This is a genomic window from Candidatus Poriferisocius sp. (assembly GCF_965219775.1).
Lineage (GTDB): Bacteria > Actinomycetota > Acidimicrobiia > Acidimicrobiales > Bin134 > Poriferisocius.
Genome location: NZ_OZ244793.1, coordinates 733,993 through 760,323 on the forward strand (window position 1 = coordinate 733,993; position 26,331 = coordinate 760,323).

General features: G+C 68.9%; 25 protein-coding genes. 11 read left to right on the forward strand and 14 right to left on the reverse strand.

Going from position 1 to position 26,331, the window contains the following annotated elements; translation table 11 throughout:
- Positions 1-35: 35 nt before the first annotated feature.
- The 8 genes from ACOQPQ_RS03320 to ACOQPQ_RS03355 form a co-directional block, all read right to left on the reverse strand.
- Positions 36-1,256 carry a sugar ABC transporter substrate-binding protein gene (locus tag ACOQPQ_RS03320; RefSeq protein WP_420638025.1) on the reverse strand — a complete coding sequence of 407 codons (1,221 nt, stop codon included), beginning with the start codon at positions 1,254-1,256 and terminating at the stop codon, positions 36-38.
- A gap of 95 nt (positions 1,257-1,351) precedes the next feature.
- Positions 1,352-2,851 (reverse strand): sugar ABC transporter ATP-binding protein, encoded by a 1,500-nt coding sequence (locus tag ACOQPQ_RS03325; protein WP_420638026.1) that lies wholly within the window; start codon positions 2,849-2,851, stop codon positions 1,352-1,354.
- A 41-nt stretch (positions 2,852-2,892) separates the two neighbouring features.
- Complete coding sequence (locus tag ACOQPQ_RS03330; protein ID WP_420638027.1) at positions 2,893-3,645, reverse strand: SDR family NAD(P)-dependent oxidoreductase; 753 nt, start codon at positions 3,643-3,645, stop codon at positions 2,893-2,895.
- A gap of 76 nt (positions 3,646-3,721) precedes the next feature.
- Positions 3,722-4,831 (reverse strand): zinc-binding dehydrogenase, encoded by a 1,110-nt coding sequence (locus tag ACOQPQ_RS03335; RefSeq protein ID WP_420638028.1) that lies wholly within the window; start codon positions 4,829-4,831, stop codon positions 3,722-3,724.
- Between the two features lie 77 nt (positions 4,832-4,908).
- Complete coding sequence (locus ACOQPQ_RS03340; protein ID WP_420638029.1) at positions 4,909-5,928, reverse strand: cyclase family protein; 1,020 nt, start codon at positions 5,926-5,928, stop codon at positions 4,909-4,911.
- Between the two features lie 170 nt (positions 5,929-6,098).
- The gene (locus tag ACOQPQ_RS03345; protein ID WP_420638030.1) at positions 6,099-6,875 is read right to left on the reverse strand and encodes an ABC transporter permease; all 777 of its coding nucleotides are present in this window, start codon (positions 6,873-6,875) and stop codon (positions 6,099-6,101) included.
- Between the two features lie 34 nt (positions 6,876-6,909).
- Complete coding sequence (locus tag ACOQPQ_RS03350) at positions 6,910-7,704, reverse strand: ABC transporter permease (protein ID WP_420638031.1); 795 nt, start codon at positions 7,702-7,704, stop codon at positions 6,910-6,912.
- Positions 7,705-7,774: 70 nt separating this feature from the next.
- Positions 7,775-8,722 (reverse strand): ABC transporter ATP-binding protein, encoded by a 948-nt coding sequence (locus ACOQPQ_RS03355; RefSeq protein WP_420638032.1) that lies wholly within the window; start codon positions 8,720-8,722, stop codon positions 7,775-7,777.
- Between the two features lie 89 nt (positions 8,723-8,811).
- On the opposite strand from ACOQPQ_RS03355, the gene ACOQPQ_RS03360 reads away from it, so the two are divergent.
- Together ACOQPQ_RS03360 and ACOQPQ_RS03365 are read left to right on the forward strand one after the other, a co-directional pair.
- Complete coding sequence (locus ACOQPQ_RS03360; protein ID WP_420638033.1) at positions 8,812-10,818, forward strand: FAD-dependent oxidoreductase; 2,007 nt, start codon at positions 8,812-8,814, stop codon at positions 10,816-10,818.
- Positions 10,819-10,869: 51 nt separating this feature from the next.
- Positions 10,870-11,694 (forward strand): fumarylacetoacetate hydrolase family protein, encoded by an 825-nt coding sequence (locus ACOQPQ_RS03365; RefSeq protein ID WP_420638034.1) that lies wholly within the window; start codon positions 10,870-10,872, stop codon positions 11,692-11,694.
- Between the two features lie 90 nt (positions 11,695-11,784).
- Here the strand turns inward: ACOQPQ_RS03365 and ACOQPQ_RS03370 are convergent, their stop codons facing one another.
- Entirely contained in the window at positions 11,785-12,687 is a 903-nt protein-coding gene (locus tag ACOQPQ_RS03370) for a 3-keto-5-aminohexanoate cleavage protein (RefSeq protein ID WP_420638035.1), read from the reverse strand.
- A 91-nt stretch (positions 12,688-12,778) separates the two neighbouring features.
- Here ACOQPQ_RS03370 and ACOQPQ_RS03375 point away from each other — a divergent pair, with 91 nt between their 5' ends.
- The 3 genes from ACOQPQ_RS03375 to ACOQPQ_RS03385 are packed head-to-tail and all read left to right on the forward strand — an operon-like array spanning position 12,779 to position 15,550.
- A complete protein-coding gene (locus ACOQPQ_RS03375; RefSeq protein WP_420638036.1) occupies positions 12,779-13,720 on the forward strand; it encodes an acyl dehydratase in 942 nt (313 codons plus the stop codon).
- Positions 13,717-14,478 (forward strand): inositol monophosphatase family protein, encoded by a 762-nt coding sequence (locus ACOQPQ_RS03380; protein ID WP_420638037.1) that lies wholly within the window; start codon positions 13,717-13,719, stop codon positions 14,476-14,478. The genes ACOQPQ_RS03375 and ACOQPQ_RS03380 overlap by 4 nt, the downstream gene beginning before the upstream one ends.
- 31 nt (positions 14,479-14,509) lie before the next feature.
- Positions 14,510-15,550 carry a Gfo/Idh/MocA family protein gene (locus tag ACOQPQ_RS03385; protein ID WP_420638038.1) on the forward strand — a complete coding sequence of 347 codons (1,041 nt, stop codon included), beginning with the start codon at positions 14,510-14,512 and terminating at the stop codon, positions 15,548-15,550.
- Positions 15,551-15,581: 31 nt separating this feature from the next.
- Here the strand turns inward: ACOQPQ_RS03385 and ACOQPQ_RS03390 are convergent, their stop codons facing one another.
- Positions 15,582-16,397 carry a sugar phosphate isomerase/epimerase family protein gene (locus tag ACOQPQ_RS03390; RefSeq protein ID WP_420638039.1) on the reverse strand — a complete coding sequence of 272 codons (816 nt, stop codon included), beginning with the start codon at positions 16,395-16,397 and terminating at the stop codon, positions 15,582-15,584.
- Positions 16,398-16,491: 94 nt separating this feature from the next.
- A complete protein-coding gene (locus tag ACOQPQ_RS03395; protein ID WP_420638040.1) occupies positions 16,492-17,772 on the reverse strand; it encodes an alpha/beta hydrolase family protein in 1,281 nt (426 codons plus the stop codon).
- A 57-nt stretch (positions 17,773-17,829) separates the two neighbouring features.
- On the opposite strand from ACOQPQ_RS03395, the gene ACOQPQ_RS03400 reads away from it, so the two are divergent.
- The gene (locus ACOQPQ_RS03400; RefSeq protein WP_420638041.1) at positions 17,830-18,996 is read left to right on the forward strand and encodes an amidohydrolase family protein; all 1,167 of its coding nucleotides are present in this window, start codon (positions 17,830-17,832) and stop codon (positions 18,994-18,996) included.
- 42 nt (positions 18,997-19,038) lie between these two features.
- On the opposite strand, the gene ACOQPQ_RS03405 is transcribed toward ACOQPQ_RS03400, so the two are convergent.
- The 3 genes from ACOQPQ_RS03405 to ACOQPQ_RS03415 all read right to left on the reverse strand — a co-directional run bounded on the left by ACOQPQ_RS03405 (position 19,039) and on the right by ACOQPQ_RS03415 (position 21,349).
- Positions 19,039-20,163 (reverse strand): zinc-binding dehydrogenase, encoded by a 1,125-nt coding sequence (locus ACOQPQ_RS03405; RefSeq protein ID WP_420638042.1) that lies wholly within the window; start codon positions 20,161-20,163, stop codon positions 19,039-19,041.
- A 39-nt stretch (positions 20,164-20,202) separates the two neighbouring features.
- Positions 20,203-20,946 (reverse strand): hypothetical protein, encoded by a 744-nt coding sequence (locus ACOQPQ_RS03410; RefSeq protein ID WP_420638043.1) that lies wholly within the window; start codon positions 20,944-20,946, stop codon positions 20,203-20,205.
- A 94-nt stretch (positions 20,947-21,040) separates the two neighbouring features.
- Positions 21,041-21,349: a DUF2510 domain-containing protein gene (locus ACOQPQ_RS03415; RefSeq protein WP_420638044.1), complete on the reverse strand. Its 309-nt coding sequence runs from the start codon at positions 21,347-21,349 to the stop codon at positions 21,041-21,043.
- Positions 21,350-21,463: 114 nt separating this feature from the next.
- Here ACOQPQ_RS03415 and ACOQPQ_RS03420 point away from each other — a divergent pair, with 114 nt between their 5' ends.
- The 5 genes from ACOQPQ_RS03420 (at position 21,464) to ACOQPQ_RS03440 (ending at position 26,194) form a co-directional block, all read left to right on the forward strand.
- Complete coding sequence (locus tag ACOQPQ_RS03420) at positions 21,464-22,024, forward strand: nuclear transport factor 2 family protein (protein WP_420638045.1); 561 nt, start codon at positions 21,464-21,466, stop codon at positions 22,022-22,024.
- Positions 22,025-22,060: 36 nt separating this feature from the next.
- Positions 22,061-22,777 carry a dienelactone hydrolase family protein gene (locus ACOQPQ_RS03425; RefSeq protein WP_420638046.1) on the forward strand — a complete coding sequence of 239 codons (717 nt, stop codon included), beginning with the start codon at positions 22,061-22,063 and terminating at the stop codon, positions 22,775-22,777.
- Positions 22,774-23,556, forward strand: a complete 783-nt coding sequence (locus ACOQPQ_RS03430; RefSeq protein ID WP_420638047.1) for a 3-hydroxyacyl-CoA dehydrogenase family protein — start codon at positions 22,774-22,776, stop codon at positions 23,554-23,556. Before ACOQPQ_RS03425 ends, ACOQPQ_RS03430 begins: the two co-directional genes overlap by 4 nt.
- A 25-nt stretch (positions 23,557-23,581) precedes the next feature.
- Positions 23,582-24,679: a Zn-dependent alcohol dehydrogenase gene (locus ACOQPQ_RS03435; RefSeq protein ID WP_420638048.1), complete on the forward strand. Its 1,098-nt coding sequence runs from the start codon at positions 23,582-23,584 to the stop codon at positions 24,677-24,679.
- A 252-nt stretch (positions 24,680-24,931) separates the two neighbouring features.
- A complete protein-coding gene (locus ACOQPQ_RS03440; RefSeq protein ID WP_420638049.1) occupies positions 24,932-26,194 on the forward strand; it encodes a DUF222 domain-containing protein in 1,263 nt (420 codons plus the stop codon).
- The last annotated feature ends 137 nt before the right edge of the window (positions 26,195-26,331 follow it).

The window sequence follows — 26,331 nt, forward strand, 5'->3', positions numbered from 1 at the left end:
GGGAGGCACCACGGGCACCCCCCGAGCAGGTGTCCTCAGTTGCTGACCATGTTGGGATTCAGCACGTAGGGCGGGGCATTGAACACGCCCTCGGGTCCGGGAATCTCGTCGTTGGCGGTCAAGAAGCCGGTGGGAACGAGCGTGTCCTCAGGCAGGTCCACCCCGGAAAGGGCCAAGGCCAGGTACTCACAAGCGAGCATCCCGATCTGGGCGTTGGACTGGCCCACGGTGGCGTGAATGTCACCGGACCGCAAGAGGTCGAATCCGGTCACGTTGTCGCCGGTGTAGCTGGTGATGACGATGTCGTCGCGCCCCAGATCATCCAAGGCCTGCAGCGCACCGAGGGCGGGTACGTCCCAGTGGGCGAAGATCGCTCCGATGTCGGGATCGGCCTGAAGGTTGGCTTCGGTGATCGACCGGAAGCCCTCAGGGGTGCCGTCACCGGGCGGCCAATCCACCACCTCGATGTTGGGGAACTCGAAAGCCAGCACCGACTTGAGGATGTGGGTGCGCTGGTCGAGGGTGTAGATGCCGGGAATCCCGAGCACGGCCACCTTGCCCTCACCGTTGAGCTGGTTGCCGATGAACTGGGCGATGAGCGGGCTGGCGGCCCATTCGTCCTCGCGGATGTCGGCCGAGCCAACCTCATTGCCGGCGTATGTGCCGATGAACGGGGTGCCGTCGGCGTTGGCCGCGTCGATGGCGGGGCGCAGGGCCTCTCCCGCGTTGGAGACATTCCAGATGGCGTCGTCTCCCCGACCAAGGAACGTCTCCACCGCCTGGACGGCGGCGTTGGCGTCGAAGTTGGCGTTCACGAACTCGGCCGAGCCTCCGTTGGCCTCAATGGTGGCAATGCAGGGGTCGGTCTGGATGGTCACCTCCGGAACGGCCAGCACGCCCACGATGCCGATGCTGGTGCCGTCGAACGCCCCGAAGTCCACCTCCCAACCGGATTGGCTCATCTGGGCCCCGACCACCCCGACAGAGCCCGCTTCCTCCTCGGGGCGCAGCCGCTGATCGCCGGAGGTCACCACGACCTCGACGCTCTCGGCACCGTCCCCGTCGGCCGCGGCATCACCATCGCCGGAGGTATCCCCGTCGCCGGAACCGCCGGCATCCGCGGCGGCATCCGGTTCCCCGGTGGCGGGGGCTCCTGCGTCCCCCACGGGGCCGTCATCGTCGTCGCCGCACGCGGCGGCCACCAGAGCCAGCGACAACAGCATCGCCAGCAAAGCGAGCAGACTGCTTCTCCTCATGGAAGTCTGCCTTTCGTTGATTCTCGTATGTCTCTTCATGGTTGTTTGCCTCCAAGTGGAATGGGGTGATCTTGTCACCCTCTCCCGTTCAACGCTTACGCGGCATGTTCAGTAAAGCACGCCTGCAGAATCTCGGTCTCGGTGGTTGGGGCGACCAGCGTGGTGGCCACCCGGCCCTCTCTCAGTACGAGGACCCTGTCGGCCACGTCGGCCACCTCCTCCAGCTCCGACGAGGCCACAATCACCCCGACGCCTTCGGCGGCCAACAGTCGCAGTTGGCGGAGGATTTCGGCCTTGCCGGCCACGTCGACTCCCTTGGTGGGCTCGTCCACCAGGAACACCTTCACGTCGCCGCACAACCAGCGCGACACCACGACCTTTTGTTGATTCCCACCGGAAAGTTGGCTCACCAACTGGCGTACGCCGGAGGTGACGATCCCGAGCCGTCCGATCTTCTCCTCGGTGGCCTGGCGTTCGGCACCGATGTTCGGGATTCGCAGGAGGCCACGGGCGAAGGCTCCTAGGTGCGCCATCACCGTGTTGACCCGAAGTGAGCGCTCGGGAAACAGGGCCATTTCCCTTCGGTCCTCGGGGAGCATGGCCACCCCGGCGCGCACGGCATCGGCCGGCGAAGAGAACGCAACCTCACGCCCTTCGAGGCGGATCTGCCCGTGGTCCTTGGGCCGGGCTCCGAAGAGGGCTTCCAGCAACTCGCTGCGTCCCGATCCCACCAATCCCCCCAGCCCGAGCACTTCGCCGCGGCGCAGGGTGAACGACACGTCACGGATCGGCCCGGCAGTGAGATCGGCCACCTCCAAGACGGGTTCTCCCGGTGCATCGGCCACCTCCGACACCGATGAGGTGGGCAGGGCCTCGCCGGCGATCAGCTCGACCAGCGTTGCACGATCAACCTCTGAGACATCGAAGGTACCCACATGGCGACCTCCCCGAAGTACTGAGGCGCGGTGGCACAGTTCGAGGACTTCCGGCAGTCGGTGGGAGACGAAGACCACCGACGAGCCTCCGGCCACCACCGATCGCACCACCTCGAACAGCACGTCCACCTCCTGGGCACCCAGTGCTGCGGTCGGCTCGTCGAGGAACACCACCCGGGCTTCCTCCAGGGTTACCCGGGCCAGGGAGACCAACCACTGACGGGCTACCGGAAGGTCGCCAACGGTGACGCTGGGATCGACATCGGGCAGGAAGTCCTCGAGGGCCTCCAGCGCTCGCGTCCGCAACTGCCGACGCTGCACCAGGCCGCCTCGGCTCGGCATGTGACCCAGCAACAGGTTCTCGGCCACGCTCATTCGGCCGACCAAGGCCAGCTCCTGGTGAATGAAGGCCAGGCCCAGGTGGCGCGCGGCATTGGCATCGGAGATGGTGACCTCCCGGCCGCCCAGAGCGATTCGACCCTCGTCGGGATGTTCCACACCCGCCAAGATCTTGATGAGGGTCGATTTGCCCGCGCCGTTGGCGCCGATCAAGGCGTGAATCTCTCCGGATCGCACCTCGAAGTCCACCTGGTCCAAGGCCTGAACGCCGGGAAAGCGCTTGGACAGACCCCTCACCTGGAGCAGGGCGTCGTCGCTCATGGCTGGAGCAATCCCGCCCGACTACGACACCACGGCGGCTATCACTGGGCCACCCAACCGCCGTCGACGGCAAGTATGGAGCCCTGGCAAAGGCTGGAGTCCTCGGTGGCGAAGAACAACACGGCGCCCGCAATTTCTTCGGGGCGGCCCATGCGGCCGATGGGCATCATCCCCCGGAGCATCTCTTGGGCTTCCTCCTGGTCGGGCATGAGCTGGGTCCAGCGTTCCATCATCGGTGTCTGGATGACACCGGGGCACACGCAGTTGAAGCGAACACCCGATTGGGCCAGCTCGATGGCCACGTGCTTCACATAACCGACCAGCCCGTGTTTGGAACCGCCGTAGGGGCTGGCCAGGGGAAAGCCGACCAGGCCATTGAGTGAGGCGATGTAGATGGCACTGCCCGATCCGGCGGCCACCATGTGGGGAACCACGTGTTTGGTGAACAGCCACGGCCCCTTGAGGTCGGTATCGATCACCAGATCCCACTCGTCCTCGGTGACCTCGTCATACGCCTTGTTCAGCTCCGCCCCGGCGTTGTTGACCAGCACATCCACCCGCCCCCAGCGATCCATGGCGGCATCGGCCACCTGCTTGACCGAAGCTTCGTCGCGCACATCCACATGGATGGCCCAGGCGGCGTCGCCCAGCTCGGCGGCCAGCCGGTTGGCCCCCTCAAGGTTGATGTCGGCAATGCAGACTTCCGACCCCTCGTCGACGAACCGACGGACGATGGCCTCGCCGATACCGCTGGCCCCGCCGGTGATGATGCTGGTCTGTCCCTGGATACGCATGGTGCCTCCCCCGGATCCCGTGCTCGGTGGCGCGAGAACCTAAGAAGCGGGCCGAAGATTGTCAAGCATGAACCGGTCAGTCGAAGAGCACCACGCCGCGGGCGTCGCGGCCGTTTTCCATTTTGGCGACGGCGTCGTTGATGTCCTCGAGGGCGAAGTGGTGGGTGACGAGTTCGTTGAGCCGGATGCGGTCCTGACGGAACATGTCCACCAGCATCGGGATGTCCTTGGTGGGGCGGGAGGTGCCGTACAGACAGGACATGAGCGTCTTCTCGGTGGTGGCAAACTGCTCGGCGGGCAACGCCACGGTCGAGCCCGCCGGATGCACCCCGATGGCCACCAGGGTGCCGTCCACCCGCAGGCAATCCCAGGCCAGCCGGACCAGCGGCGGCACCCCGACCACCTCGAAGGCGTAGTTGGCCCCCTCGCCGCCGGTGAGGTCGAACACCTGGGCCACGGTGGCCTCGGCGTCGTCGTTTCGGATGGTGTGGGTGGCGCCGAATTCTCTGGCCATGGCCAGCTTGGCGTCGTGCAGGTCCACGGCGATGATGGTGGCGGCGTTGGCCATGGCGGTGGCCTGCACCACGTTGAGGCCCACCCCCCCGCAGCCGATCACCACCACCGATGAGCCCGGCTGCACCCCGGCTCGATTGAACACGGCCGAGACACCGGTGAGTACGCCACAGCCGGTGAGCGCGGCCGCCTCGAAGGGCACGTCATCGGGGATCGGCACCGCGTGCTTCTCGCTGCAGATCAACTCCTCGGCCAGGGTGCCGATGGAAGCGAACTGGTAGAGGCCGTTGCCCTCCGGATCGGTGGCCCGCAGGGCCCGGTCGTTGGCGTTGGTGCCGGAGAAAATGGTCTCCAGGCCCCACATGCACAGGTTGGGTCGACCCTTGAGGCAATTGGTGCACTGCCCACAGTGGATGAGCGCCGACAGCACGACGTGGTCGCCCACCGCACACGTGGTGACCGCATCTCCGGCCTCCACCACCACGCCGGCCCCCTCGTGGCCGAGCACCATGGGGAGGGGGAAGGGCAACTCCCCGGTTTGCACCGCCACATCGGAGTGGCACAGGCCGCTGGCCCGCACCTGCACCCGCACATCGTGGGGCCCGACCGCTCCGGGGGTGGCGTCCACCACCTGGATCGGCGTGCCGAACTCGTAGACAACCGCAGCTTTCATCGCTCTCTCCTTATGGGCGGGGTCCGGTTGGTGTTTGGGGTCAGTTCCTGCTTTCGGGATTCTCGGGGCGGGCTGGGCTATTTCAGGGCGATGGGGTTGATGGGGGAGCCGACGGCGCCGGGGACGTTCAGCGGGGGGGCCACCAGCAGGAACTCGTAGCGACCGTCGGCGGCGCAATCCGCGGCCAGCTCGTCCAACACCCAGAACTCGCCGAGGGGCAGGCCTCGGTCCACCAGCGCCCCGCAGTGGACCGGGTAGCGCCGGCCGTCGGGATCCTCGGGGACGAGCACCTCCACGCCGATGGTGTCGGCGGCCACCGCGGAGATGTCGTGGCGATCGCACCAACTGAGCGCATCGATGCCCAATCCCGGTGACCCCTGGAAGTAGGCCCCCTGCTGGGCGGGGGAGAACTCCGGGTTCCACTGGGCGAGGTAGCCGGTGCGCAGGAGAAGCATGTCGCCGGGCTCCACGGTGGTGGACTGGGCCTCCACGCAGCGGTCGAGCATGGCCGAATCGACCACGGTGGATTCAGCCAGCACGTCGCAGCTCTCCGACCGGGCCAGGTCGCACAGAATGGCCCGGCCCACGAAGCTCTGGCGGTGGTGCTCGATGCCCAGGAACGCGGCGCCCCCGAAAGCGGTGATGTTGCCCCCCCAGTAGCCGTTGTACAGGGTGTCGCGGTACATGACGTGGCCGAACCCGTCCCACTGGGTGGAGCCCTGCAGTGGCATCTGGAACATGTCGTCGTTCCACTGGAAGTCGGGGTCGAGGGCACTGTAGGGCGAGCCCACCACCTGGTCGGAACCCGACATGAGGAACCAGTGCAGCGGGGCCGGACGGGAGTGGAAGCGGGGACCGCTGGCGTCGATGGGCAGGGCCAGGGAGAACACCTTGCCGGATTGCACCAGCGATGCCGCCCTCACCCGCTGGTCGGGACCGATGAGGTTCTGGGTGCCGATCTGGTCGTCGTCGCCCCAGCGTCCCCAGTTGTTGGGCTGGTCGGGCTGATAGCCACCGACCACCTTCCCGGCGTCGTCCACGGTGTAGTCGGGGGCCGACCAAGCCGTGGCGTACTGGGCGAAGTCCTTGCGGCCCATGATGACAACCTCCTTGTGACCGGCTCGGGCGAGCCGTTGTTCGCTCCGGCGGGTTGGGTGGTCACACTAACCGGCCCGGCCGGGCGGGGCCGGGCCTGCTCACCCACCAACCGTCCCCGGGCACCCACCACCCCAACAGGCGGGGTTGTTCCGCCGGCCCCCGCCGGGGGTCACGGGGTGAGGAGTTGGCCCAGGCGGCGGCTGGCGATGGTGGCCCCCAAGGCCCCGAGGGCCAGCAGGTAGGCGGCGTGGACCAACAGGCTCCAGCCCACGTCACCGGAGATGAAGGCCCGCTCCAGGGCCACCCCGTGGTAGAGGGGGGTGGCCTGCACCAGGAACTGCACGGCCCGGGGATAGGTGTCGAGGGGGAAGAAGGTGGCCGAGAACAGAAACTGCACGATGAGCGGCACCGTCACCAGGTCGAGATCGTTCCAGCTTCGCATGTAGCTGGTGGCCGCCATGCCCACCGCGGCGAAGGTGAACCCGATCAGCGTGGCCCCCGGCAGGGCGACAATGGCCCACATCGAATCGACCAGGCCGAATCCGGCCATGACCCCCAGGAAACCGGCCCCGTACATGGTGGCTCGCAGCACCGACCAGCCCATCTCCCCCAGGGCCAGATCCAGCACGCCCACCGGGGTGGCCAGCACGGCGTCGTAGATCTTGGCCCAGGTGAGCTTGTAGTACATGTTCATGGTGCTGTCGTAGAACGTGCCGTTCATGGCCGAGGTGGCCAACAGGCCGGGGGCCACGAAAGTGCGGTAGTCCACCGAGCGCCCGCCCACGGACACCTCGCCCACCAGTTCGCCGATCCCGATGCCGATGGACAGCAGGTAGAACACCGGTTCGAAGAAGCCGGTGAACAGCACCAGCCAGGTGCGCCGGTAGACGGTGACATTCCGCTCCACCACCCGTACGAACCGCCGCGACGGCACCAGCAGCGTCATGGCCGCAACCCTCGGCGCAAAGGCACCCGGAGGCTCATTCGTAGAGCTTTCGGGCGAAGGTGTGGGCGGCGGCCCGCCACCCCAGCAGGATCAGCGCCACCAGGTAGACGGCGTGGCCCGCCAAATCCCACCCCAGGCCCCCGCCGGTGGACAGCGCCCGGCACAGGCGCACGCCGTGCCACACCGGGGTGATCCAGGCGATCTGCTCCAGCACCACCGGCAACTGCGACACCGGGTAGAAGATGCCCGAGAACAAGAACATGGGCATGATCACGAACCGGGTGAAGGTGCTGAAGTTGTCGGCCTGGGTGCGGGTGGCCACGAAGGCGGTGGTGGGGGTGGCAAAGGCCATGCCGCACAGGGTGGCCGCCAACGGGGCCAGCAGGGCCAGCGGCGACGACACCGCCCCGAAGACCGCCATCACCCCCAGGAACACCACGCTGGCCAGCGCCACCCGGGACGCCATGAACCAGAAGTGGCCGAGCAGGATGTCGCGGTCCCGAAGCGGCGAGGCGGCCATGGCCAGGTAGGTGCGGTACCACTTGAAGCCGCCCATCACCGGATAGGTGGACTCGTTGACGGCCAGCATCATGGCGTTGCCGGCCAACAGGCCCGGCGCCAGAAAGTCCAGATAGTCGAGGCCGCCCAGGCCCTGGCGGGCCCCGGCCTCGGCGTCCACCAGCGAGCCCAGGCCCAGCCCCATGGCGGCCAGGAACAGGATCGGGCTCAAGAAGATGGTGAACAGCGACCCCTTCCAGTTCCGACGGTAGGTGACCAGCCAGTACTCGTAGGCCAACCGGGGACTGGGGATGACGTCGGCGCGGGCCATCAGCAAACCCCGCGAAGAGCGGGTGAGAGGCCAGGGTCGGAGCGATCGGTCGACACGTCGGCGCGGGTCATCAGTCCACCAACGACCGCCCGGTGAGGTGCAAGAACACGTCCTCGAGGGTGCTGCGGCGCACCAGCACGCTCTCGGGCTTGACCTCGCCGAGTTGGGACACCACCCGCTCCCCGTGGTCGGTGTACAACAGCACCCGATCGGGCAGCTCCTCGGCCCGCTCGTACAGCCGGTGGGCCCCGTCGCCGTCGGATTGCGCGGGCAACCGGCGGAGCTGGTCGGCCAGCGCGGTGGTCTGGTCGTGGGCCCGCAGCTCCACCACCTCCCGGGTGGAGTAGCGCTCGATGAGTTGGCGGGGCGAGCCCTCGGCCACGATCTCCCCCCGGTCCATCACCACCAGGCGGTCGCAGAGCTGCTCGGCCTCGTCCATGTAGTGGGTGGTGAGCACCTGCGTCACCCCCCGGCGCTTCAGGGTCCACAGGCGCTCCCACACCACGTGGCGGGCCTGGGGGTCGAGGCCGGTGGTGGGCTCGTCCAACAGCAGCACCTCGGGCTCGCTGATCAGGGCCCGGGCGATGGTCAAGCGGCGCTTCATGCCCCCCGACAGCGGTTCCACGTGGTCGTCGGCTCGTTCGCTGAGCTGCACGAACTCCAACAGCTCGGCGATGCGGGGGCGCAGCACCGACCGGGGCAGGTCGAAGTACCGTCCGTACACGTAGAGGTTCTCGGCCACCGACAGCTCTTCGTCGAGGTTGTCCTGCTGGGGCACGACCCCCAGGCGGGATCGGATCCGGGTGCCCTCGCGAGCGGGATCCATGCCCATCACCCGCAGTGCGCCCCCCGTGGGGGCCGACACGCAGCCGATCATCCGCATGGTGGACGACTTGCCCGCCCCGTTCGGACCGAGGAACCCGAAGACCTCGCCCCGGTTGACCTCGAAGTCGATGCCGTCCACCGCGGTGAACTCGCCGAACTGCTTGGTCAACCCCCACGCCACGATCAGAGACACTCGGTGGAGGATACGGCCCGGCCACCGCGCCGAGGCAGTTCTGGCCACCGAGGCCGTCGGCTCCCGCTCGAATGGGCCATGATGGGGTCATGAGTTACGACCATCTGCTGTCGCCGGGACGCATCGGCACCCTGGAATTGCGCAACCGACTGATCATGGCCCCCATGGGCGAGGAGTTGGGCGACGAGAACGGCGAGGTGTCCGACGACCAAGCCGCCTACCTGGAAGCCCGGGCCAAGGGCGGGATGGCCGTGGTCATGCTGGGGTCGGTGGGGGTGGCCCATCCGGTGGGCTGTTCCAACAAGCGCCAGACCGCCATGTCCCACGACCGGTTCATCCCGTCGTGGCGGCGGGCGGCCGACCGGGTCCACGCCCACGGGGGCAAGATCGCCATGCAGCTCACGCACGCGGGCAAGATCGCCCTGCAGGACACCATGGCGGGCCGCCCCCTGTGGGTGCCGTCGGAACCCGGTCCGGCCACCGTCGACCCCCTCTACGGGATGGTCACCGCCGAAGAAGGGGCCATGATGGCCGAGCCGCTCATGACCCCGGACTCCAAGGTCCACTACCGGGTGATGGACCACGACGACATCGCCACCGTGGTGGACCAGTTCGCCGCCGCCACCGTGCGGTCCCGGGAGGCCGGGGTGGACGCGGTGGAGCTGCACGGCGGCCACGGCTACCTCATCGACGCCTTCTTGTCGCCCACCATCAACACCCGCGACGACGAGTACGGCGGATCGGTGGAGAACCGATCCCGCTTCCTGGTGGAGATCCTCACCGAGATCCGCCGACGGGTGGGCGACGACTACCCGGTGTGGGTGCGGCTCAACAGCACCGAGGTGGGCATCGACGGCATCGTGCTGGACGACGCCCTCCACAACGCCCGGGTGGCGGCGGCCGCCGGGGCCGACGCCATCCACGTGTCGGCCTACCACGATCCCGGCATCGCCACCGGTCCGACCGAGTCCTACGCCCCCCACGTGCCCGAGCTGCTGGTGGCCAACGCCGCCGCCGTCAAGGCCGTGGTGGACGTGCCGGTGATCGCGGTGGGCCGGATCAGCCCCGAAGCCGCCGACGGTCATATCGCCGACGGCGCCTACGATTTCGTGGCCATGGGCCGCAAGATCCTGGCCGACCCCGACCTACCCTCCAAGCTGGGCGCAGGCGAGCCCGACGACGTGCGACCGTGCGCCTACCACTACCGCTGCATCGGCAACATCTTCCTGCGGGTGGGCACCCGCTGCGCGGCCAACGGCTTCCTCGGCCGGGAGGACACCCTCACAACCGAGGCCGCCCCGGTGGCCAAGCGGATCCTGGTGGTCGGCGGTGGCCCCTCGGGCATGGAGACCGCTCGGGTGGCCGCCCTGCGGGGCCACGAGGTGACCCTGGCCGAGGGCTCCTCCCGGTTGGGGGGCCGCTGGGAACTGGCGTCGGCCGCCAACCCGACCAACGGCGAACTCCTGGAGTGGCTCCGGCGTCAGATCGACCAACTCGACGTGGACGTCCGGCTCGATACCCACCTGGACGCCGACCAGGTGCAGGCGATGGCCCCCGACGCGGTGGTGGTGGCCACCGGGGGACGGTGGGGACGGCCCGCGGTGGACGGCTTTGACGACCCCCGGGTGTGGGGCGTGGACGACCTGGGGCCCTGGCTGCTGGAAGGGGAGACCCTGGACGCCGAGCGGGTGGTGGTGCTCGGGGGCAACGTGCCCGGCATCGGGGTGACCGAAGCGGCCACCCGGCAGGGGGCCGACGTGACCCTGATCGAGTCGGGCCCGGCCTTCGGCGAAGCGCTGGGGTTGCCGGGCCGCTGGCGGGCGGTCAACGACTTCGCCCAGGCCGGGGTCCACTTGGTGACCGGCGCCGAGGTGGTGGCCCTCACCGCCGAGGGCGTGGTGTGGCGGTCGAACGGGACCGAGCAGACCACCCCGGCCGACCTGGTGGTGGTGACCTCGGAGGTGACCGCCGATGCCACCTTGGCCGACGAACTCCGAGGCCTCGGCCTGGAGACCCACGCGGTGGGCGACTGCGCCCAACCCGGCTACCTGGAGGGCGCCATGCGCTCCGCCGTGGAGCTGGCCGCCACCCTGTAGGCCGAGAACCTGTAGGCCGAGAAACCGCGACCGCACGAGGAGCAGATCGTCATGAGTTTTCGATTGGCCAACCGTTCCGGCGAGGCCGTGTTGCTGGACGGCGACGACTTCTGGGCCACCGGGACCGAACCGATGAGCGCCCTGGCGCGCCGAGAGGAACTGCACGAGCAGTGGGCCAACCGGGGGCGCCCGGACGGACAGGTCACCATGGCCGAGTTGGGCCCCCCGGTGCCGACGCCCCTGCAGGTGTTCGGCTACGGGCTGAACTATCGGGACCACATCGAGGAGATCGACCGCGACGACCCGTTGGGCGCCGCCGCCGGCGAGGCCCCGGTGGTGTTCACCAAGTTCCCCACCTGTTTGGTGGGCCCGGCGGCGTCGGTGCAGCTCGTGGGCGACCGCTGCGACTACGAGTGCGAACTGGTGGTGGTGATCGGCGTCGAAACCCGCAACATCGACGAGCGCCAGGCCTGGGACCGGGTGGCCGGCCTCATGATCGGCCAGGACATCTCCGACCGGGCCCTGCAGGGCGCGGCCTCACCGCCGCAGTTCTCGTTGGGCAAGTCCCGGTCCACGTTCGGACCCACCGGTCCTGCGTTGGTGAGCCCCGATTTGGTGCCCGACCCGGATGATCTGGCCATTTCCTGTCGGGTCAACGGCGAGGTGCGCCAGGACAGCCGCACCAGCCTGCTGCTGCGCCCGGTTGCGGAGATGGTGGCCTACTTGTCGTCGATTCTGACCCTGCACCCCGGCGATCTGGTGTTCACCGGCACCCCCGGTGGCGTGGGCCACGGCCAGGGCATCTACCTGCAGCCCGGCGACCGGATCACCTCGGAAATCGAGGGCCTCGGCACCCTGGAGAACACCTGCGTCTGACGCCCCCGAGTTTGGCCAGGTCCCAGTGCTGGCCCACGGGGTAATCAGGGCAGGTACGAGGGCAGGCCCCAGTGGTAGCCCACGGGGTGATCAGGGCAGACCCAGCATGTCGGCGGTCTCGGCGCTGGTGGCCACCGGGCGGCCCACCCGGGCGCACAGCGCCACCGCCTCGGCCAGCAACTCCTGGTTGGTGGGGCTGCGGTCGGGGTCGTAGAACTCCTCGATGCCCACGTGCAGGTGGCCGCCCAGCTCCAGGGCCAGCCGGGCCACCGGGGTGGCCATGAGGTCGCCACCCCACACCGACACCGACCACGGGATGTCGGTGCCCTCCAGCATGTCGAGATAGGCCAACAGGGCGTGCTTGGTGGGTGACAGCCCGAACGTCACCCCCCGGGATCGGCGGGTGAGACCCCACTCGCCCCCGAAGTAGAGCTTGGCTATCGACCCGGCGGGGAGCCGACCCGCCCGGTGGTAGGAGAGCACGCACTGCAAGAAGCCGGGCTCGTAGATGGCCAGTGCCGGTCCCCACTGGTGATCCCGGCACATCTCGAAGCTGGCCCGGATGTCGGCGTAGTCGTTCCTGTAGGTGCCGCCCACCGGCAGGCCGTCGGGCCCGGCGGTGCCGATGTTGGTGGAGCCGGGGTCCACCACCCCCATGCGCAGCGGCACCTCGGCGGCGATGAGGGGCAGGTGGGCGTTGCGGGCCTGGTGGTCGCCCCCCGAGGTGAGTGTGGGATACCAGAGGGCGTCGGGCCGGGCGGCCAGCACCGGCCCCATGGCCTCGATGTAGGGCCCGGCGGCGTCGGCGCCGGTGAGGCTGATGTCGAAGTTGTGGGTGTGGATGATGGCCGCACCCCCGTCCAGGCAGGCCAGCGCGTCGGCGCCGATGGCCTCGGCGGTGAGCGGCACGTGGGGGTTGATCTCGGGCGTGGTGATGCCGTTGATGGCCACCTCGATGATGACCGGGATGTCCTGGATTGCCGTCGTTGCCATGGCCCGATCCTATTGCGGGCGCGTCCGGCGTGGTTTACTGCCCATCGTGGTTGCACCGGCGACTGACGGCCCGTGGTTCGAGGATTTCACGGTGGGCGAGCAGCTCGACCCGGCGCCCGCCATCACCATCGGACCGGGGGAGGCGGCCGTCTACCAGGCCATCTGCGGCGACCCGCTGGCCGTCAGCTTGAGCCGCCCCCTGGCCGAGGCCGTCACCGGCCGGCCCGGAGCGGTGGTGAACCCGGCCCTGGTGATGCAGATGGCCATCGGACAGTCGACGGTGGCCACCCGCAAGGTGGTGGCCAACCTGTTCTACCGCGGGGTTCGCCTGCTGCGCACCGTGCGGGTGGGGGAGACGCTCACGACCACGGTGACGGTCAAGGGGTTGCGGGAGGCGTCGGCCCGGCCCGACCGACCGCCCCGTGGTTTGGTCCTGCTCGCCATGCGGACGGTGGACACCGACGGCGGGCTCGTCTTGGACTTCGAGCGGTGCGCCCTGGTGCGCCAGCGCTCCGATGCCCCCACCGGTCGACACGACGACCTGGGGGGCAGCCCGGAGCAACTGGACTTTTCCCCCTTCGCCGAGGTGGCTCCCACCCACTGGGACCTGACGCCGCTGGGGCCGCCTCAGGAGTGGCCGGTGGGCGAGACCCGGCGTGACCCCCTGCGGGACACGGTCACCGACGCCCCCGCCCTGGTGCGCCTCACCCAGAACCTGGCCCCGCCCCATCGGGACGCGACGTTGGGCCAGGGGGGCCGTCGTCTGGTGTACGGGGGCCACACGGTGGGCCTGGCCCAGGCCGGGTTGGTGCGACTGTTCCCCGGCGCGGCCACCGTGGTGGGTTGGCACCTCTGCGACCACACCGGGCCGGTGTTCGAGGGCGATGTGCTGGAGGTGGCCGCCACCGTCGACGCCGAACACCGGGTGGCCAACGGCCGACTGCTGGCCTTCACCGTGGTCGTGACCGCCGAACGCGACGGCCACGACCCGGTGCCGGTGCTGGATTGGCGGCCGATCGTGCTGGCCCGGTGAGCGGCCCGCCGGAGCCCGACGACCACCAGTTGGCCCACTGGTTGGCCCAGCGGGCGGGCGAGCAGCTCCTCGAACTGCGGGAGGAGATGGAGAACTCCCGGGCCGGCTACCTCCATCGGGAGCTGGCCGGCGACCAGCTCAGCCACCGTTTCCTGACCGGGGCCCTGGCCCAACTGCGGCCCGACGACATGGTGCTGTCGGAGGAGGGCCACGACGACCGGACCCGACTGGAGGCCGAGCGGGTGTGGATCGTGGATCCGCTCGACGGCTCCTCGGACTTCGCCGACCAGTGGAGCGACACCTGGGCGGTACACGTGGGTTTGACGGTGAACGGCGAACCGGTTGCCGGGGCCGTGGCCGTACCCCCGTGGGGTCGCACGTTCAGCACGGGGCACGCTCCGGAGCCGCCGGCCCATGCCGACCGTCGTCGGCCCCTGGTGGTGATGTCCCGCTCCCGGGTGCGCTGGGACGGCCATCGTCTGGCTCGCCACCTGGACGCCGACGTGTACGGGGTCGGCTCGGCCGGGGTGAAGGCCATGGCCGTGGTGGTGGGTGAGGCCGACGCCTGGGTCCACGCCGGTGGGCTGTACGAGTGGGACACCTGCGCGCCCGCGGCGGTGGCGGTGGCCGCCGGCCTGCACGTCTCCCACCTGGACGGCTCGCCGCTGCGGTTCAACCGGGCCGACGTGGCCCAGTGGGGCATTCTCATCTGCCGTCCCGAGTTGGCCGCCACCCTGCAGGCCGCCTTCGCCGCCTGAGCGGGCATTGCCGGTGGTCTAGGTTCTGGCCATGAGATTGGGCATGTTGGGGGCGGCCTGGATCGGTCCGATGGGTGTCATCGAACCGGCCCGGGAGATCGACGGGGTGGAGTTGACGGCGGTGGCCGCCCGCGATCCGGGCCGGGCTCGGGCCTACGCCGATGAGCACGGCATCCCCAGAGTGTTCGACAGCTACGAGGCCCTGGTGGCCTCCGAGGACGTGGACGCCATCTACAACCCGCTGCCCAACTCCCATCACGCCCTGTGGACCATTGCCGCCCTGGAGGCGGGCAAGCCCGTGCTCTTGGAGAAGCCGTTCACCGCCAACGCCGAGGAGGCCCGTCGGGTGGCGGAGGTGGCGGAGCGCACCGGCTTGGTGGTGATGGAGGCCTTCCACTGGCGGTTCCACCCCCAGGCCGCCCGGGCCATCCAACTGGTGGGTGAGGGGGCGGTGGGGGAGATCACCCACGTGGAGGCGGCGATGATCTTCCCCTCGATGCACGGCCCCGACGACATCCGCTACCGCTACGACCTGGCCGGTGGCGCCCTCATGGACACCGGTTCCTACGCCCTCAGCAACCTACGGGTGTTCGGGGAGCTCGACGTGGTGCGGGCCGAGGCCGTGGAGATGGCCCCCGACGTCGACCAGCGCACCACCGCGGAGCTGCGGTACCGCGACGGTGACGCCACCGCTTCCGTTGTGTCGGCGTTCACCGGCATCGACCAGAAAGTGGAGCTGGACACCACCGAGGCCATCGACATTGATGCTCTGGCCGCCGACTTCCGGGCCGAGGTGGTGGTGAGCGGTACCGACGGGAAGCTCCACATCGACAACCCGCTGGCCCCCATGTGGGGCCAAGGCCTGACGCTGACCGACGCCGACGGCGCCACCGTGTTGCACGAAGCGGCCGAGCAGGTGGCCACCTACACCTGCCAGCTCCGGGACTTTCGGGCCTGCGTGGAGGACGGCGGACCCAACCTTTACCCGCCGTCGGAATCGATCAAGACCATGGAGCTGATCGACGCGGTGTACCAGGCCGCCGGTCTGCCGGTGCGCCAGGGGATCGGCTAGCCGGCCTGGCGACACTCCCCGCTGGCCAGGGCTAGCCCGTCCCGGCCAGCACCCGGCGGGTGGCGTCGCCGAGGAGGCGGGCGAAACCCACCGGACCCAGCGACGCCAGCCGTTCGCCGTCGAACACTTCCAGGGTGATCGGGGCGGCACATCCCGCCTCCCGCATGGTCCGCAGAGCGCCCAAGAGGTCGATGGCCCCTTCGCCGGGGACGCCCCGGCAGTGGCGGGTGGCCCAGGCCAGGTCCGACGGGGGCTCGGCCGGGGCGTCGTTGAGCTGGATGGCGCCGATCAGATGGCCGGGCACCGCCGCGAAGTCGGAGAAGTCACCGGGGCCGTGATGCACGTGCCAGAAGTCCACGGTGAGCCCGCAGTTGGGCCGGCCGGTGGCGGCAACCACCTCGGCGGCGGCCAGGGGATCGGGGACGGGCCGGTTGCGGCTGAACTCCATGTACACGTCCACCCCGACGGACGCGCCCTGGTCCGCAAGGTCGGCCATGGCCGCCACCACCTGCTCTCGGGAGGTGGGGCCGGGACACACCAGCAGCGTGTTCACCCCGGTGGCCCCCAGGGCGGCGGCCGCCTCGAAGACGGTCCCCCGAGGGGCCTCCTCGTAGTAGGGCCCGCCGGGGTCGTCGGGACCAACCCACACGATGGCGGCGTCCATGTCGACCACCGCCAGCCCGGCGTCGCGGATGCGTTCGCCGATGGCCGGGTCGGGCGGATAGACGGCGGGCCACAGGGTCAGCCCGGCAAAACCCCCGGCCACCGCCGCCTCGATGAGCACCTCGACGGGCGGGTTGTCGAGCGAGCCCGAACTGAGCACCAGGTCGTCGGGGCCGAGGTTCATCCCCACCAGCTTGGCATCCTCACGGGGCCAACGCCGGAGTTGGCCATAGCGGGGGAGATCCGGGCCTTCGCCAGGGCTTGGCCGGGGGCCTGCCCTATAGGCCGGCTTCGAGGTATTCGGTCAGGCCGATGCCGATCTCGTCGGCGAACGCCGGGTTGATGGGGGCGTCGGCACCGGCCAGCTCCTGGAGGAACTGCGAGGTGACCAGGTGGTTGAGGGCGGCGAAGGTCACCGCCGGGTCGGCGAAGTCCGGGGTACAACCGTCTTCGGCCCGGGCCACCTGGGCGGCCCCCAACAACGGTTCGAGGATGCCCAGTCCGCCCATGGACAGGATCTGGGGGCAACTGTCGGTGAAGCTGTTGTGCCCCGCTTTCTCCAACACGATGAAGCGTCGGGGTCCCGTCAAGGCCTCGAACAACTCCAGGCCGCGTTGGGCGGGCACGGTTTCGTCCAGTTCGGCCGAGATCACCAGCACGGGCTTGTCCCCTCCGGCGATCTCCCCGGAGAAGCCGCCGGCCAGGGCCACCGCGCTGAGCACTCGGTCGTCGGCCAATGCCCGCACGGCGGTGCCCGCGCCCGCGGAGTGGCCGATCACCCCGGTGCGGGAGGTGTCCACGGTGTCGGCGAAGGTCTGGTCGAGGGCGGCCAGGGTGTCGGCGATGTCGGCCATGTCGGCTTCCGGGTCCGACCGGGCCGTACCGAACGACTGTGCGGGCAGGTTGCGGTGGATGTGCTCGGGGGAGGCCACGATGAACCCCCAGGAGGCCAGATGCACGGTGTGGAAGATGGCCACGTTGCGGTGCCCACCGAAGCCGTGGCTGTAGATGACGACGGGGAATTCGCCCGATGCCACCTCGGCGTCACGGTAGGCATTGGTCTCCACCACGCTCTGCAGCTCCTCGGGCAGCAGGCTGCGAAAGGCCTCGGGGATCACGCTGCCGGAGTCGAACTGGTCGGTTTCCTGCCCGGCCACCGCCTCGTCGGTGGTGGGGTACCAGACCTCCAGGATGCGCTGGTCGGCCTCGTCCCCCAACACCAGGGTGGTGGTTCCCACGGGGTGGGGCCCCGCCTCGCTGAGCACCTCGGGCAGGGGTTCGGGCGTGGCCTCGGGCGGCTCCGTGGGTGCGGGCGCCTCGGTGGGCGCCGGTTCCGGGGTGGCCTCGGGCGGATCTGGGGTGGCTTCGGGGGTTGCGGGCGCCTCCGTGGGTGCGGGCGCCTCGGTGGGCGCAGGCTCGGGAGTCGCCGGTGGCGTTGACTCGGCTTGCGGCTGGGTGGGCTGGGCGGCGGGTGGGGGAGTGTCGGCGTCGGAGCCGCAGCCCGCTGCTCCCAGAGCAACCAACAGGCACAGCCCGATTGCGGCCAAAGCGCTTCTCACGTGGTTCCCTTCCGGTTGCGGCTTTCCTGGTTCGGGTCGTGAGCATACACTGCGGCCATGGGCCGAAAGTACAAGGTGATCAGCGCTGACGGGCATGTGGAGACCCCCCCGGATGTTTTCGTCAAGTACGTCCCCGAGAGGTGGAAGGATCGGGCACCCCGGCTGATCCACCTCCCCGAGGGCGGGGAGGGGTGGCTCATTGAGGGTCAACCCATGCTCCGCAACGGACAGAACATCGCCGGGCGGGACAAGGTCAAGTTCTCCGGCGGCACCTACTACAAGGCCGACGGCAGCCCGGCAGAGGGGGCCGGTCCGGCGGAACAGCGGCTACGGGAGCAGGATCTCGACGGTGTGGACGCCGAGGTGCTGTTCCCGCCGGTGTTCGCCAGCCGCTTCCTGGAGGGCATCAAGGATCCCGACGTCTACCGCTCCATGATCCGGGCCTACAACACCTTCTTGGCCTACGACTACTGCTCGGTGGCCCCCGACCGGCTGGTCGGCAACGCGGTCATCCCCATCAGCGGCATCGACCACGCGGTGGAGGAGCTGGAGTTCATCGCCGAATCGGGATTGCCCTCGGTGGCGTTCTACAACTTCCCCAACGGCACCCCCTACGCCGCCCCGGAGGACGACCGGTTCTGGGAGAAGAGCCTGGAGTTGGGGCTCAAGCTGGCCCCCCACTTCGGCTTCGGGGCCCGGGAGGCACCGTTGCAGTCGGCGGCCAAGGGCACGTCCGAGAGCCCGTGGGCCAGCGCCCTGGTGCAGCGGGCTGGCAACCACGCCCCGGTGTACTGCATGGCCCAGCTCATCGCCGCCGGCGTGCTGGAGCGGTTCCCCGACATCAAGTTCTACTTCGCCGAGACCAACGCCAGTTGGTTGCCGGGCACGCTCTACTTCATGGACGACAACTACGACCTGTTCAGCGACTGGTTCAAGGTGAGCTACGAGCGCAAGCCCAGCGAGCAGGTGGTGGACCACTTCCACTTCAGCGTTATCCGCGACCCGGTGGTGTTCGACATGGTCGACATCATCCCGTGGGACAACATCATGTGGGGTTCCGACTTCCCCCACTCGGTGGGGTCCTACCCCGACTCCCAGGAGTACATCGCCGAGCACTTCCCCAAGGTGGACGAGTCCATCTCCCGCAAGGTGCTGCTGGAGAATCCGGCCAAGTACTTCGACCTGGATCTCGACGCCGACATCACCGAGACGCCCGCGGCCTGACCGGGGACCACCGGTAGCCGAGGCGGCGGCGGGCTCGCGGCGTCAGCTCAGGTCCAGCACCCCTCGGGCCAGCTTCCCGGCCTCGAGGTCGGCGAACACCTTGTCCAGGTCGGACATGTCGTAGGTGGCCGACACCAGCTCGTCCAGCAGCAGCCTGCCGTCGAGGTACAGGTCGACCAGGGCGGGGATGTCGAAGGCCGGGCGGGCGGAGCCGTAGCGGCAGCCCATGATGGACTTGTTCTGGTAGAGCTGGAACGGGGCGACCTCCATGGTGGACTCCATGCCAGCCACCCCCAGGATCACCATGTTGCCGCCGGGGCGCAGCATCTCCACCGCCTCCTGCATCAAAGTGGTGTGGCCCACGCACTCCACCGAGCAGTGAACCCCGCCCGATGAGATGTCGTGTACGGCGGCCACCGCCGGGTCGCGCCCGGAGTCCACGAAGTGGGTGGCCCCGAACTGCCGGGCGAAGTTCTCCTTGGCCGGGTTGTTGTCGACGGCGATGATCTTGGTGGCTCCGGCGATGCGGGCGGCCTGGATGACGTTGAGGCCGATGCCCCCCACCCCGATCACCGCCACGCTCTCGCCCCGGTACACTTTGGCCCGATTGAAGATGGCCCCGGTGCCGGTGAGCACGGCGCAGCCGATGAGGCAGGCGCTGGTGAACGGCACCCCCTTGTCGATGGCCACCACCTGGCCCTGGCCCACCACCACCTCTTCGGCGAACACGCCGGTGTTGGCAAACCCCAGGATGCGTTCTCCCTCGTAGGTGAAGTAGGCGGGCAGGTCGCCGGGGCCGGGCTCCTCCCCGGTTTGGTTGCGCCGGGCTATGGCCGCCCCCAGTTTGGACGTCTGGCAGAGGGTGGGGTGGCCGGTGGCGCATACCGAACAGCGACCGCAGTTGTCGATGGTGGCGACCACCACGTGATCGCCCAGAGCCACGGTGGTGACGTCGGCGCCCACCGCCACCACTTCCCCGGCCCCCTCGTGGCCCATGACGAACGGGGGTGGGAACATGGCCCCGAACTTCCCGTCGACCACCGACATGTCGGAGTGACACACCCCGGCGGCCCCCACCCGCACCCGCACCTGGTGGGGTTCGAGATCGGTCACCCCCAGGCCGTCGGCCACCACCGCGGCCTCACCGTCGAACAAAATGCCCCTCATCGTGTGCTCCTTCGTCTTGTGCCGTCCGGCGGGCCCAACTTACGCCCGGTTGATGTAGGTGTCTTCCTCGTAGGCCTCCGGGCCGGTACGGGTGCCCGGCGCCGGGGTCATGAGTTCCTCGCGAAAGCGGGTGGTGTACTGCTGGGCGGTGGCCCGCCAGGCCACCAGGCGGTCGTCACCGTCGGCGTCCTCGTCGAAACCCTGGGCCGCGTCGGCCGCTTTGTTCAGCGCCACGTAGGCCTCGGGCGACGCCGCCCAAACCGTGCACACCTCGTAGTCGTGGTGCAGCACCTCCCAGAGCCCCATGCAGGTGTAGCCGTACTCGGCGGCCACCGGCAGGTAGTCGGCGGCCATGGCGGCCAGGTAGTCGCGGGCCGATCCCGGACGCACCTCGCTCAGCTCGTGGACGTACAGCGTGCCCCGCACGTCGCTGGCCAGCACCGAGGCCACCGGGGGCGACTCCGGCACTGATCCCAGCACCCGGTCGTAGCCACCGGTGCGGAGCTTGTAGGCCTCCTCCCACCAGTCGTCGAGCAGGTCGTTGGACTTCCGCTTGAGGTTGAGCCGGTCCACCCGCTCCTGCCAGCCGTCCCAACCCCCGGAGTCCCACAGGTTCACCACCTGGGGCCAGCGGGCGGTGATCCCCATGGTGTACCAGGTGCCCAGCAGCTCGAACCCCACCCGAGCATCACGGCTTTGCATCTTGGTGTGCTCCATGTAGGGCCAGGCCGCCTGCCCGGTGATGTCGACGTACTCGTGCAGGATGATCTCTCGCTTGGCCACGGCCAGCACACTACCGGGCCGTGGCGACACGGTGGGGGGACCGAACTCTGCGGCTCGGCCAGGTCACCGGGCAGGGTGCCCGAGTGATGGGCCGTCAGACCATGGCCACCGCGAGGGCCACGATGAGCAGGACGATCACCGCCACCAGGGCCACCGAGGCCAACAGCATGGCGCCGGGCAGCCGGCGGCCGAACAGCCGGACGGTGCGCCGGCTGGGCAGAGGTGGCGCCGGTTCGTTGAGGGGCACCCCTCGGGGGGCCACCGCGATGCCCGGCGGGTCGATGCCCGACAGCCCCTGGTCACGGACCTTTTCCGTCCATTTAGTGCCATCCCACCAACGAGACTCGTGCCGACCGAACGGGTCGGTGTGCCACGCGGCCTCGGATTCGGGATTCGCACTCACTTCGGCGGCAAGTCTAGCCCTCAGAGAAAACCGGCGTTGGAGAATCCCGGCCGGCCGGGGTGGCAACCCACTCCAGGACTGCGAGTCGGGCGACAGCGATGCACAATGGAAGCCGTGGAACCCCCGAGGATGCCCGCCGAACCAACACCCCTGGACGTCGTGGTGGCCAAACAGGAGATCACCGAGTTGCTGTACCGGTACTGCCGGGGGGTGGACCGTCTCGACCTGGACCTGGTCCGCTCGTGCTATCACCCCGACGCCACTGATTCCCACGGCAGCTTCGAGGGCACGGTGGAGGAATACCTGGTGTGGTGCGAGCGACTGCTGCGCCGCTACACCGGCACCGTCCACACGGTGGCCAACGTGCTGATCGAGTTGGGGACCCCCGCCGCCGGCCCCGGCGGAGCGGGCGGCGGGTGGTGGGCCCGCTCGGAAGCCCACGGTGTGGCCCGGCACTGGACCGATGGCGGGCCACCGGAGTTGAACCTGTCGGTGGGCTTTCGCTTCATCGACGACGTGAGCCGGCGCGACGGGGGACCGTGGCTCATCCACCGGCGGGTGGCCACCACCGAATGGGTGCGCGAAGAAGCGTTCCGTCCGTTTGACAGCCGCTTCCTCCGGGGAAGTCGCGACGCTTCCGACCCGCTGTACGCCCCTCCTGTCCCACCCGGCTGAGCCGGCATCGAGGGCCGACGGCTACCATCGGCGGCCATGCAGACCGAAAACGTGGAACTCACCACCGCCGACGGCCCGATGCGGCTGTACGTGGCCCGTCCGGACGGGGAACCCCGGGCCGCGGTGATCGTGATCATGGAGGCCTTCGGGGTGAACGGCCACATCGAGGACGTCACCCGCCGGGTAGCGGCCGAAGGCTATCTGGCGGTGTCCCCCGACCTGTACCACCGCTACGACAACAATGTGGCCGGCTACGACCAGATGGCCGAGATCATGGAGATGATGGGCAACCTCCTCGACGACCACTCCCTCATGGATGTGGACGCCGCCCTCGAGTGGTTGGCCGGCCAGGGTTATGCCGCCGATCGGGTGGGCATCACCGGTTACTGCATGGGTGGCCGGGTCACGTTCCTGACCGCCATCAACCGCCCGGTGGGCGCGGCGGTTACCTGGTACGGCGGGGCCATCGTCACCGACGGGTTCACGCCCGGCCAACCCAAGCTGGCCGACCGCCACGCCGACCTGCAGTGCCCGTGGCTGGGGTTGTTCGGTGACCTGGACGGCATGATCCCCGTCGAGGGCTTGGAGCAACTCCGGGCCGACCTGGAGGGCAACGCCCAGCCCACCGAGTTGGTGCGATACGCCGACGCCGACCACGGGTTCTTTTGCGACCAACGCCCGTCGTACCACGCCGAGTCCGCCGCCGACGCCTGGAGCCGGATGACGGCGTGGTTCGGCACCCACCTGTCGTGAGCGCCGAGCAGCAGCCGGGAGCGGGCCCGGAGACCATCGGGGTCATCGGCTCGGGGGTGATGGGTTCGGGCATCGCCCAGGTGATGGCCATTGCCGGGCACCCGGTGGTGGCGTTCGACCTCGACCCCGAGGTGGTGGCCGCCGCTCCCCAGTTGGTGGCCGAAGGTCGCTTCGGCATCCAGGGAGCGGTGGCCCGGGGCAAGCTGACCGCACCGGAGGGTGAAGCCGCGTTGGATCGCATCACCTTCACCACCGACCGGGATGCGGCCGAAGCGGTGGACGTGATCATCGAAGCGGTGCCCGAACGGCTCGATCTGAAGATCGACCTGTTCCGGGAACTGGACGAGCGGTGCCCCGCACACACCATCTTGGCGTCCAACTCCAGCGGGTTCCCGGTGCAGGCTTTGGCCGCGGCCACCAACCGGGGAGACCGGGTGGTGGGCTGGCACTGGGCGTCGCCGCCGCCGGTGATGCGGTTGGCCGAGATCGTGCGCGCCCCCCAGACCTCCGAGGAGACCATCGAGGCCGTCTGCCGTCTGGCCGCAGCCGCGGGCAAGAACCCCATCGTGGTCAACGACTCGGCCACCTCGTGGGGTTACATCACCAACCGCGTGTACGGGGCCATGATGCGAGAGGCCAACGCCGCGGTGGCCGAGGGGGTGGCCACCCGAGCCGAGGTCGACCAGCTCATGATTGATTGCTTCCGGTGGCCGTCGGGCCCGTTCGGCATGGTGAGCGGGGCCACCACCGGCTGGAAGTCGAAGACCGAAAACAGTTGAAAGCACGAGCAGAAAAGAGGGTTCCATGAAGGCCGCCTTGCTGGCATCCCCAGCCACACCCCTGGTGATGGCCGACGTCGACTGCATTGATCCCGGTCCCGGTCTGGTGCGGGTGCGGGTCACCCATTGCGGACTGTGCCATTCCGACTTGACCATGATCGATGCCCAGGAGAGCCTCACCCCGATCATCCTGGGCCACGAGGCCGCCGGCATCATCGACGCCGTCGGTCCGGGAGTGAGCACGCTGGCGCCGGGCGACCACGTGATGCTGTCGCCGTTCGGCCCGTGCTCGCAGTGCTATTGGTGCGTGCGGGGGGAGCCCACCCACTGCGCGGCGGCCATGTCGATGTTCGGGGGCACCATGTCGGACGGCTCGGTGCCGTTCTCGATGGACGGCGAGCCGGTGTACCGGGGGCTGGGGGTGGCCGGCTTCGGCGAGTTGACCATCGTGGCGGCCTCCGCCGCGGTGAAGATCGACCACGACGTGCCCTTGGAGGTGGCCGCGGTGATCGGCTGCGCCATTCAGACCGGCGTGGGTGCGGTGCTCAACACCGCCCAGGTGGAAGAAGGGGCCACCGTGCTGGTCATGGGCCTCGGGGGCGTGGGCATGTCGGTGGTGCAGGGGGCCCGGCTGGCCGGGGCGGCCCGGGTTTTCGCCTCCGATCCGGTGGCCGAGCGTCGCAACGCCGCGGTGGCTTTTGGGGCCACCGACCTGCTCGACCCCACCGACATCGACGTGGTGGAGCACGTGAAGGAGGCCACCGCCGGGATCGGGGTGGACTACGCCTTCGACGCCGCCGGGGCCGGGCCGCTGGTGGAAACCGGCCTGGCCGCCAATCGCAGCGGGGGCACCACCGTCATGGTGGGGGCCCCGGCGGTCGAGCACTCGGTCACCATCAACCCGGCGGTGCAGTTCCTGGTGGAGGGCAAGAAGCTGTTCGGCTGCCTCTACGGCGACTGCAGCTCGCAGCGGGAAGTACCCCGTCTGCTGTCCCTGTGGCAACAGGGCCGCCTCGACCTGGAACCCATGATCACCGCCCGCCGCCCCATCGCCGACATCAACGCCGCCCTCGACGACCTGAGAGCCAGCATCGGCATCCGCACCGTCCTCAACGTGAGCTGAACTCCGTCTTCGGCAATGGCGGGAGCCCAGAATCAGCCTTCCGCAAGGGCCATCCAGGCCACCAGGTACACATCATATTCAGCAATTTTCGGGGGGATTTCTCGATAATTCCGGAAAATTCAGGGGGTAGTTGTCACCGGGGTCGGTATACTTTCATGTATGGAGTTTGGGTCTTCAAGCGAGACAACTTTCGAGCCATCTAGCGGGGTATCTGCCGCCGGGGGGTGCTGCAATTGTGCTGAGACAAGGCCGGTGATTGCTGGTTTTGAGTTGGTGGATTATTCGGGGTTGGGTGCGTCGGATTTGATGAAGGTGGCGTTGCAGGGTGATGTGGCCCGCCGGCAGTTGGACGGGTACCTGGCTGGGGTGTTGGGCCGGTTCGGCGACCTCGAAGGTGATGACGCCATGTTCGCGGTGTGCAAGCAGTTCGGGATCAAGGCCCACAAGGCCAACCGTCAAGCCAAGGTGGCCTCGGGGTTGCGGGCGTTGCCCGACGTGTTGGGGGCCGTCAAGGACGGGTACATCTCCATGGATCACGCCGAGATGATCTCCGCCTCCCACGCCCGGGCCCCGTTGGCCGAAGGTGAGCCTCTGGACTTGATTCTCGAGGCTATGCGCCTGGACTGCGACCAGTTCAAGAAGACCTTGGCCACCCGTGAGGACCAGCGGGCCTCGGTTGACGGGTTGTCCCGCACCGAACGCCAACGAGCCCGGCGCACGGCCAGTGTGTTCGACGGGGACGACGACATGGTCATCCTTCACGCCGAACTCGACGCCATCGCCGGCCAACGCGTCAAGACCGCCATGGCCGCCATGAACACCCGCCTGCTCCACCACGACACCAAAGCCGGCCACGAACGCACCTACCACCAACGCAACGCCGACGCCTTAGTGGCATTGATGACCCAACAACCCGCCGACCAGGCTGGCGGGACGGGTATGGCGGCCAACGGCTTGTCCCTACCGCCCGCAGCCGACGAGCCAGGCCACGGTCATGCTGGCGAGCCCGTAGGCGGAACCGATTGCGGACCAGCCCCGCAGAAGACGACTTTGGTGGTCACCGCCGAATGGGACCCGATCTACGGGGTGCTCCAAGACGCCGAACTCATCGACGGCACCCCCATCGAAATCGAAGAACTCCGCCGTCTGGCTTGTGACGCCGACATCATCCCCGCCATCTTCGGCACCGACGGCCAACCCCTCTACCTGGGTCGCACCCAACGTGTCCCCAACCAAGCCCAACGGATGGCCCTGTTCGCGAGAGACCAACACTGCGTCGCCTGCGGCCTGGCCGCCCAGGCGTGTGAAGTCCACCACATCCTTCCGTGGGAACAAGGCGGACCCACCAACATCGACAACCTGGTCCTGCTCTGCCCCAAGTGCCACCGCCAAGCCCACCAAGACGACCACCAACACGCCTACCACAAACGACGCCGCCACAAGCCGAGACCCCCAGCCACCCACCACCAACCCCCCGACCCGGCCAGGCCACCCGACACCGTCTCACTCTCCTGACCCGAAGCGAACCGTCCACGTTGGCGAGACCACGGTGTGGATCCGTCCGAAGTTGTGGCGCGCCGCTAGGTAGACGTCCTGCTCTCTGCACTCGCCGGAGCGTTTGTCGATCAAGCCAACCATGCACTGGAGTCCGT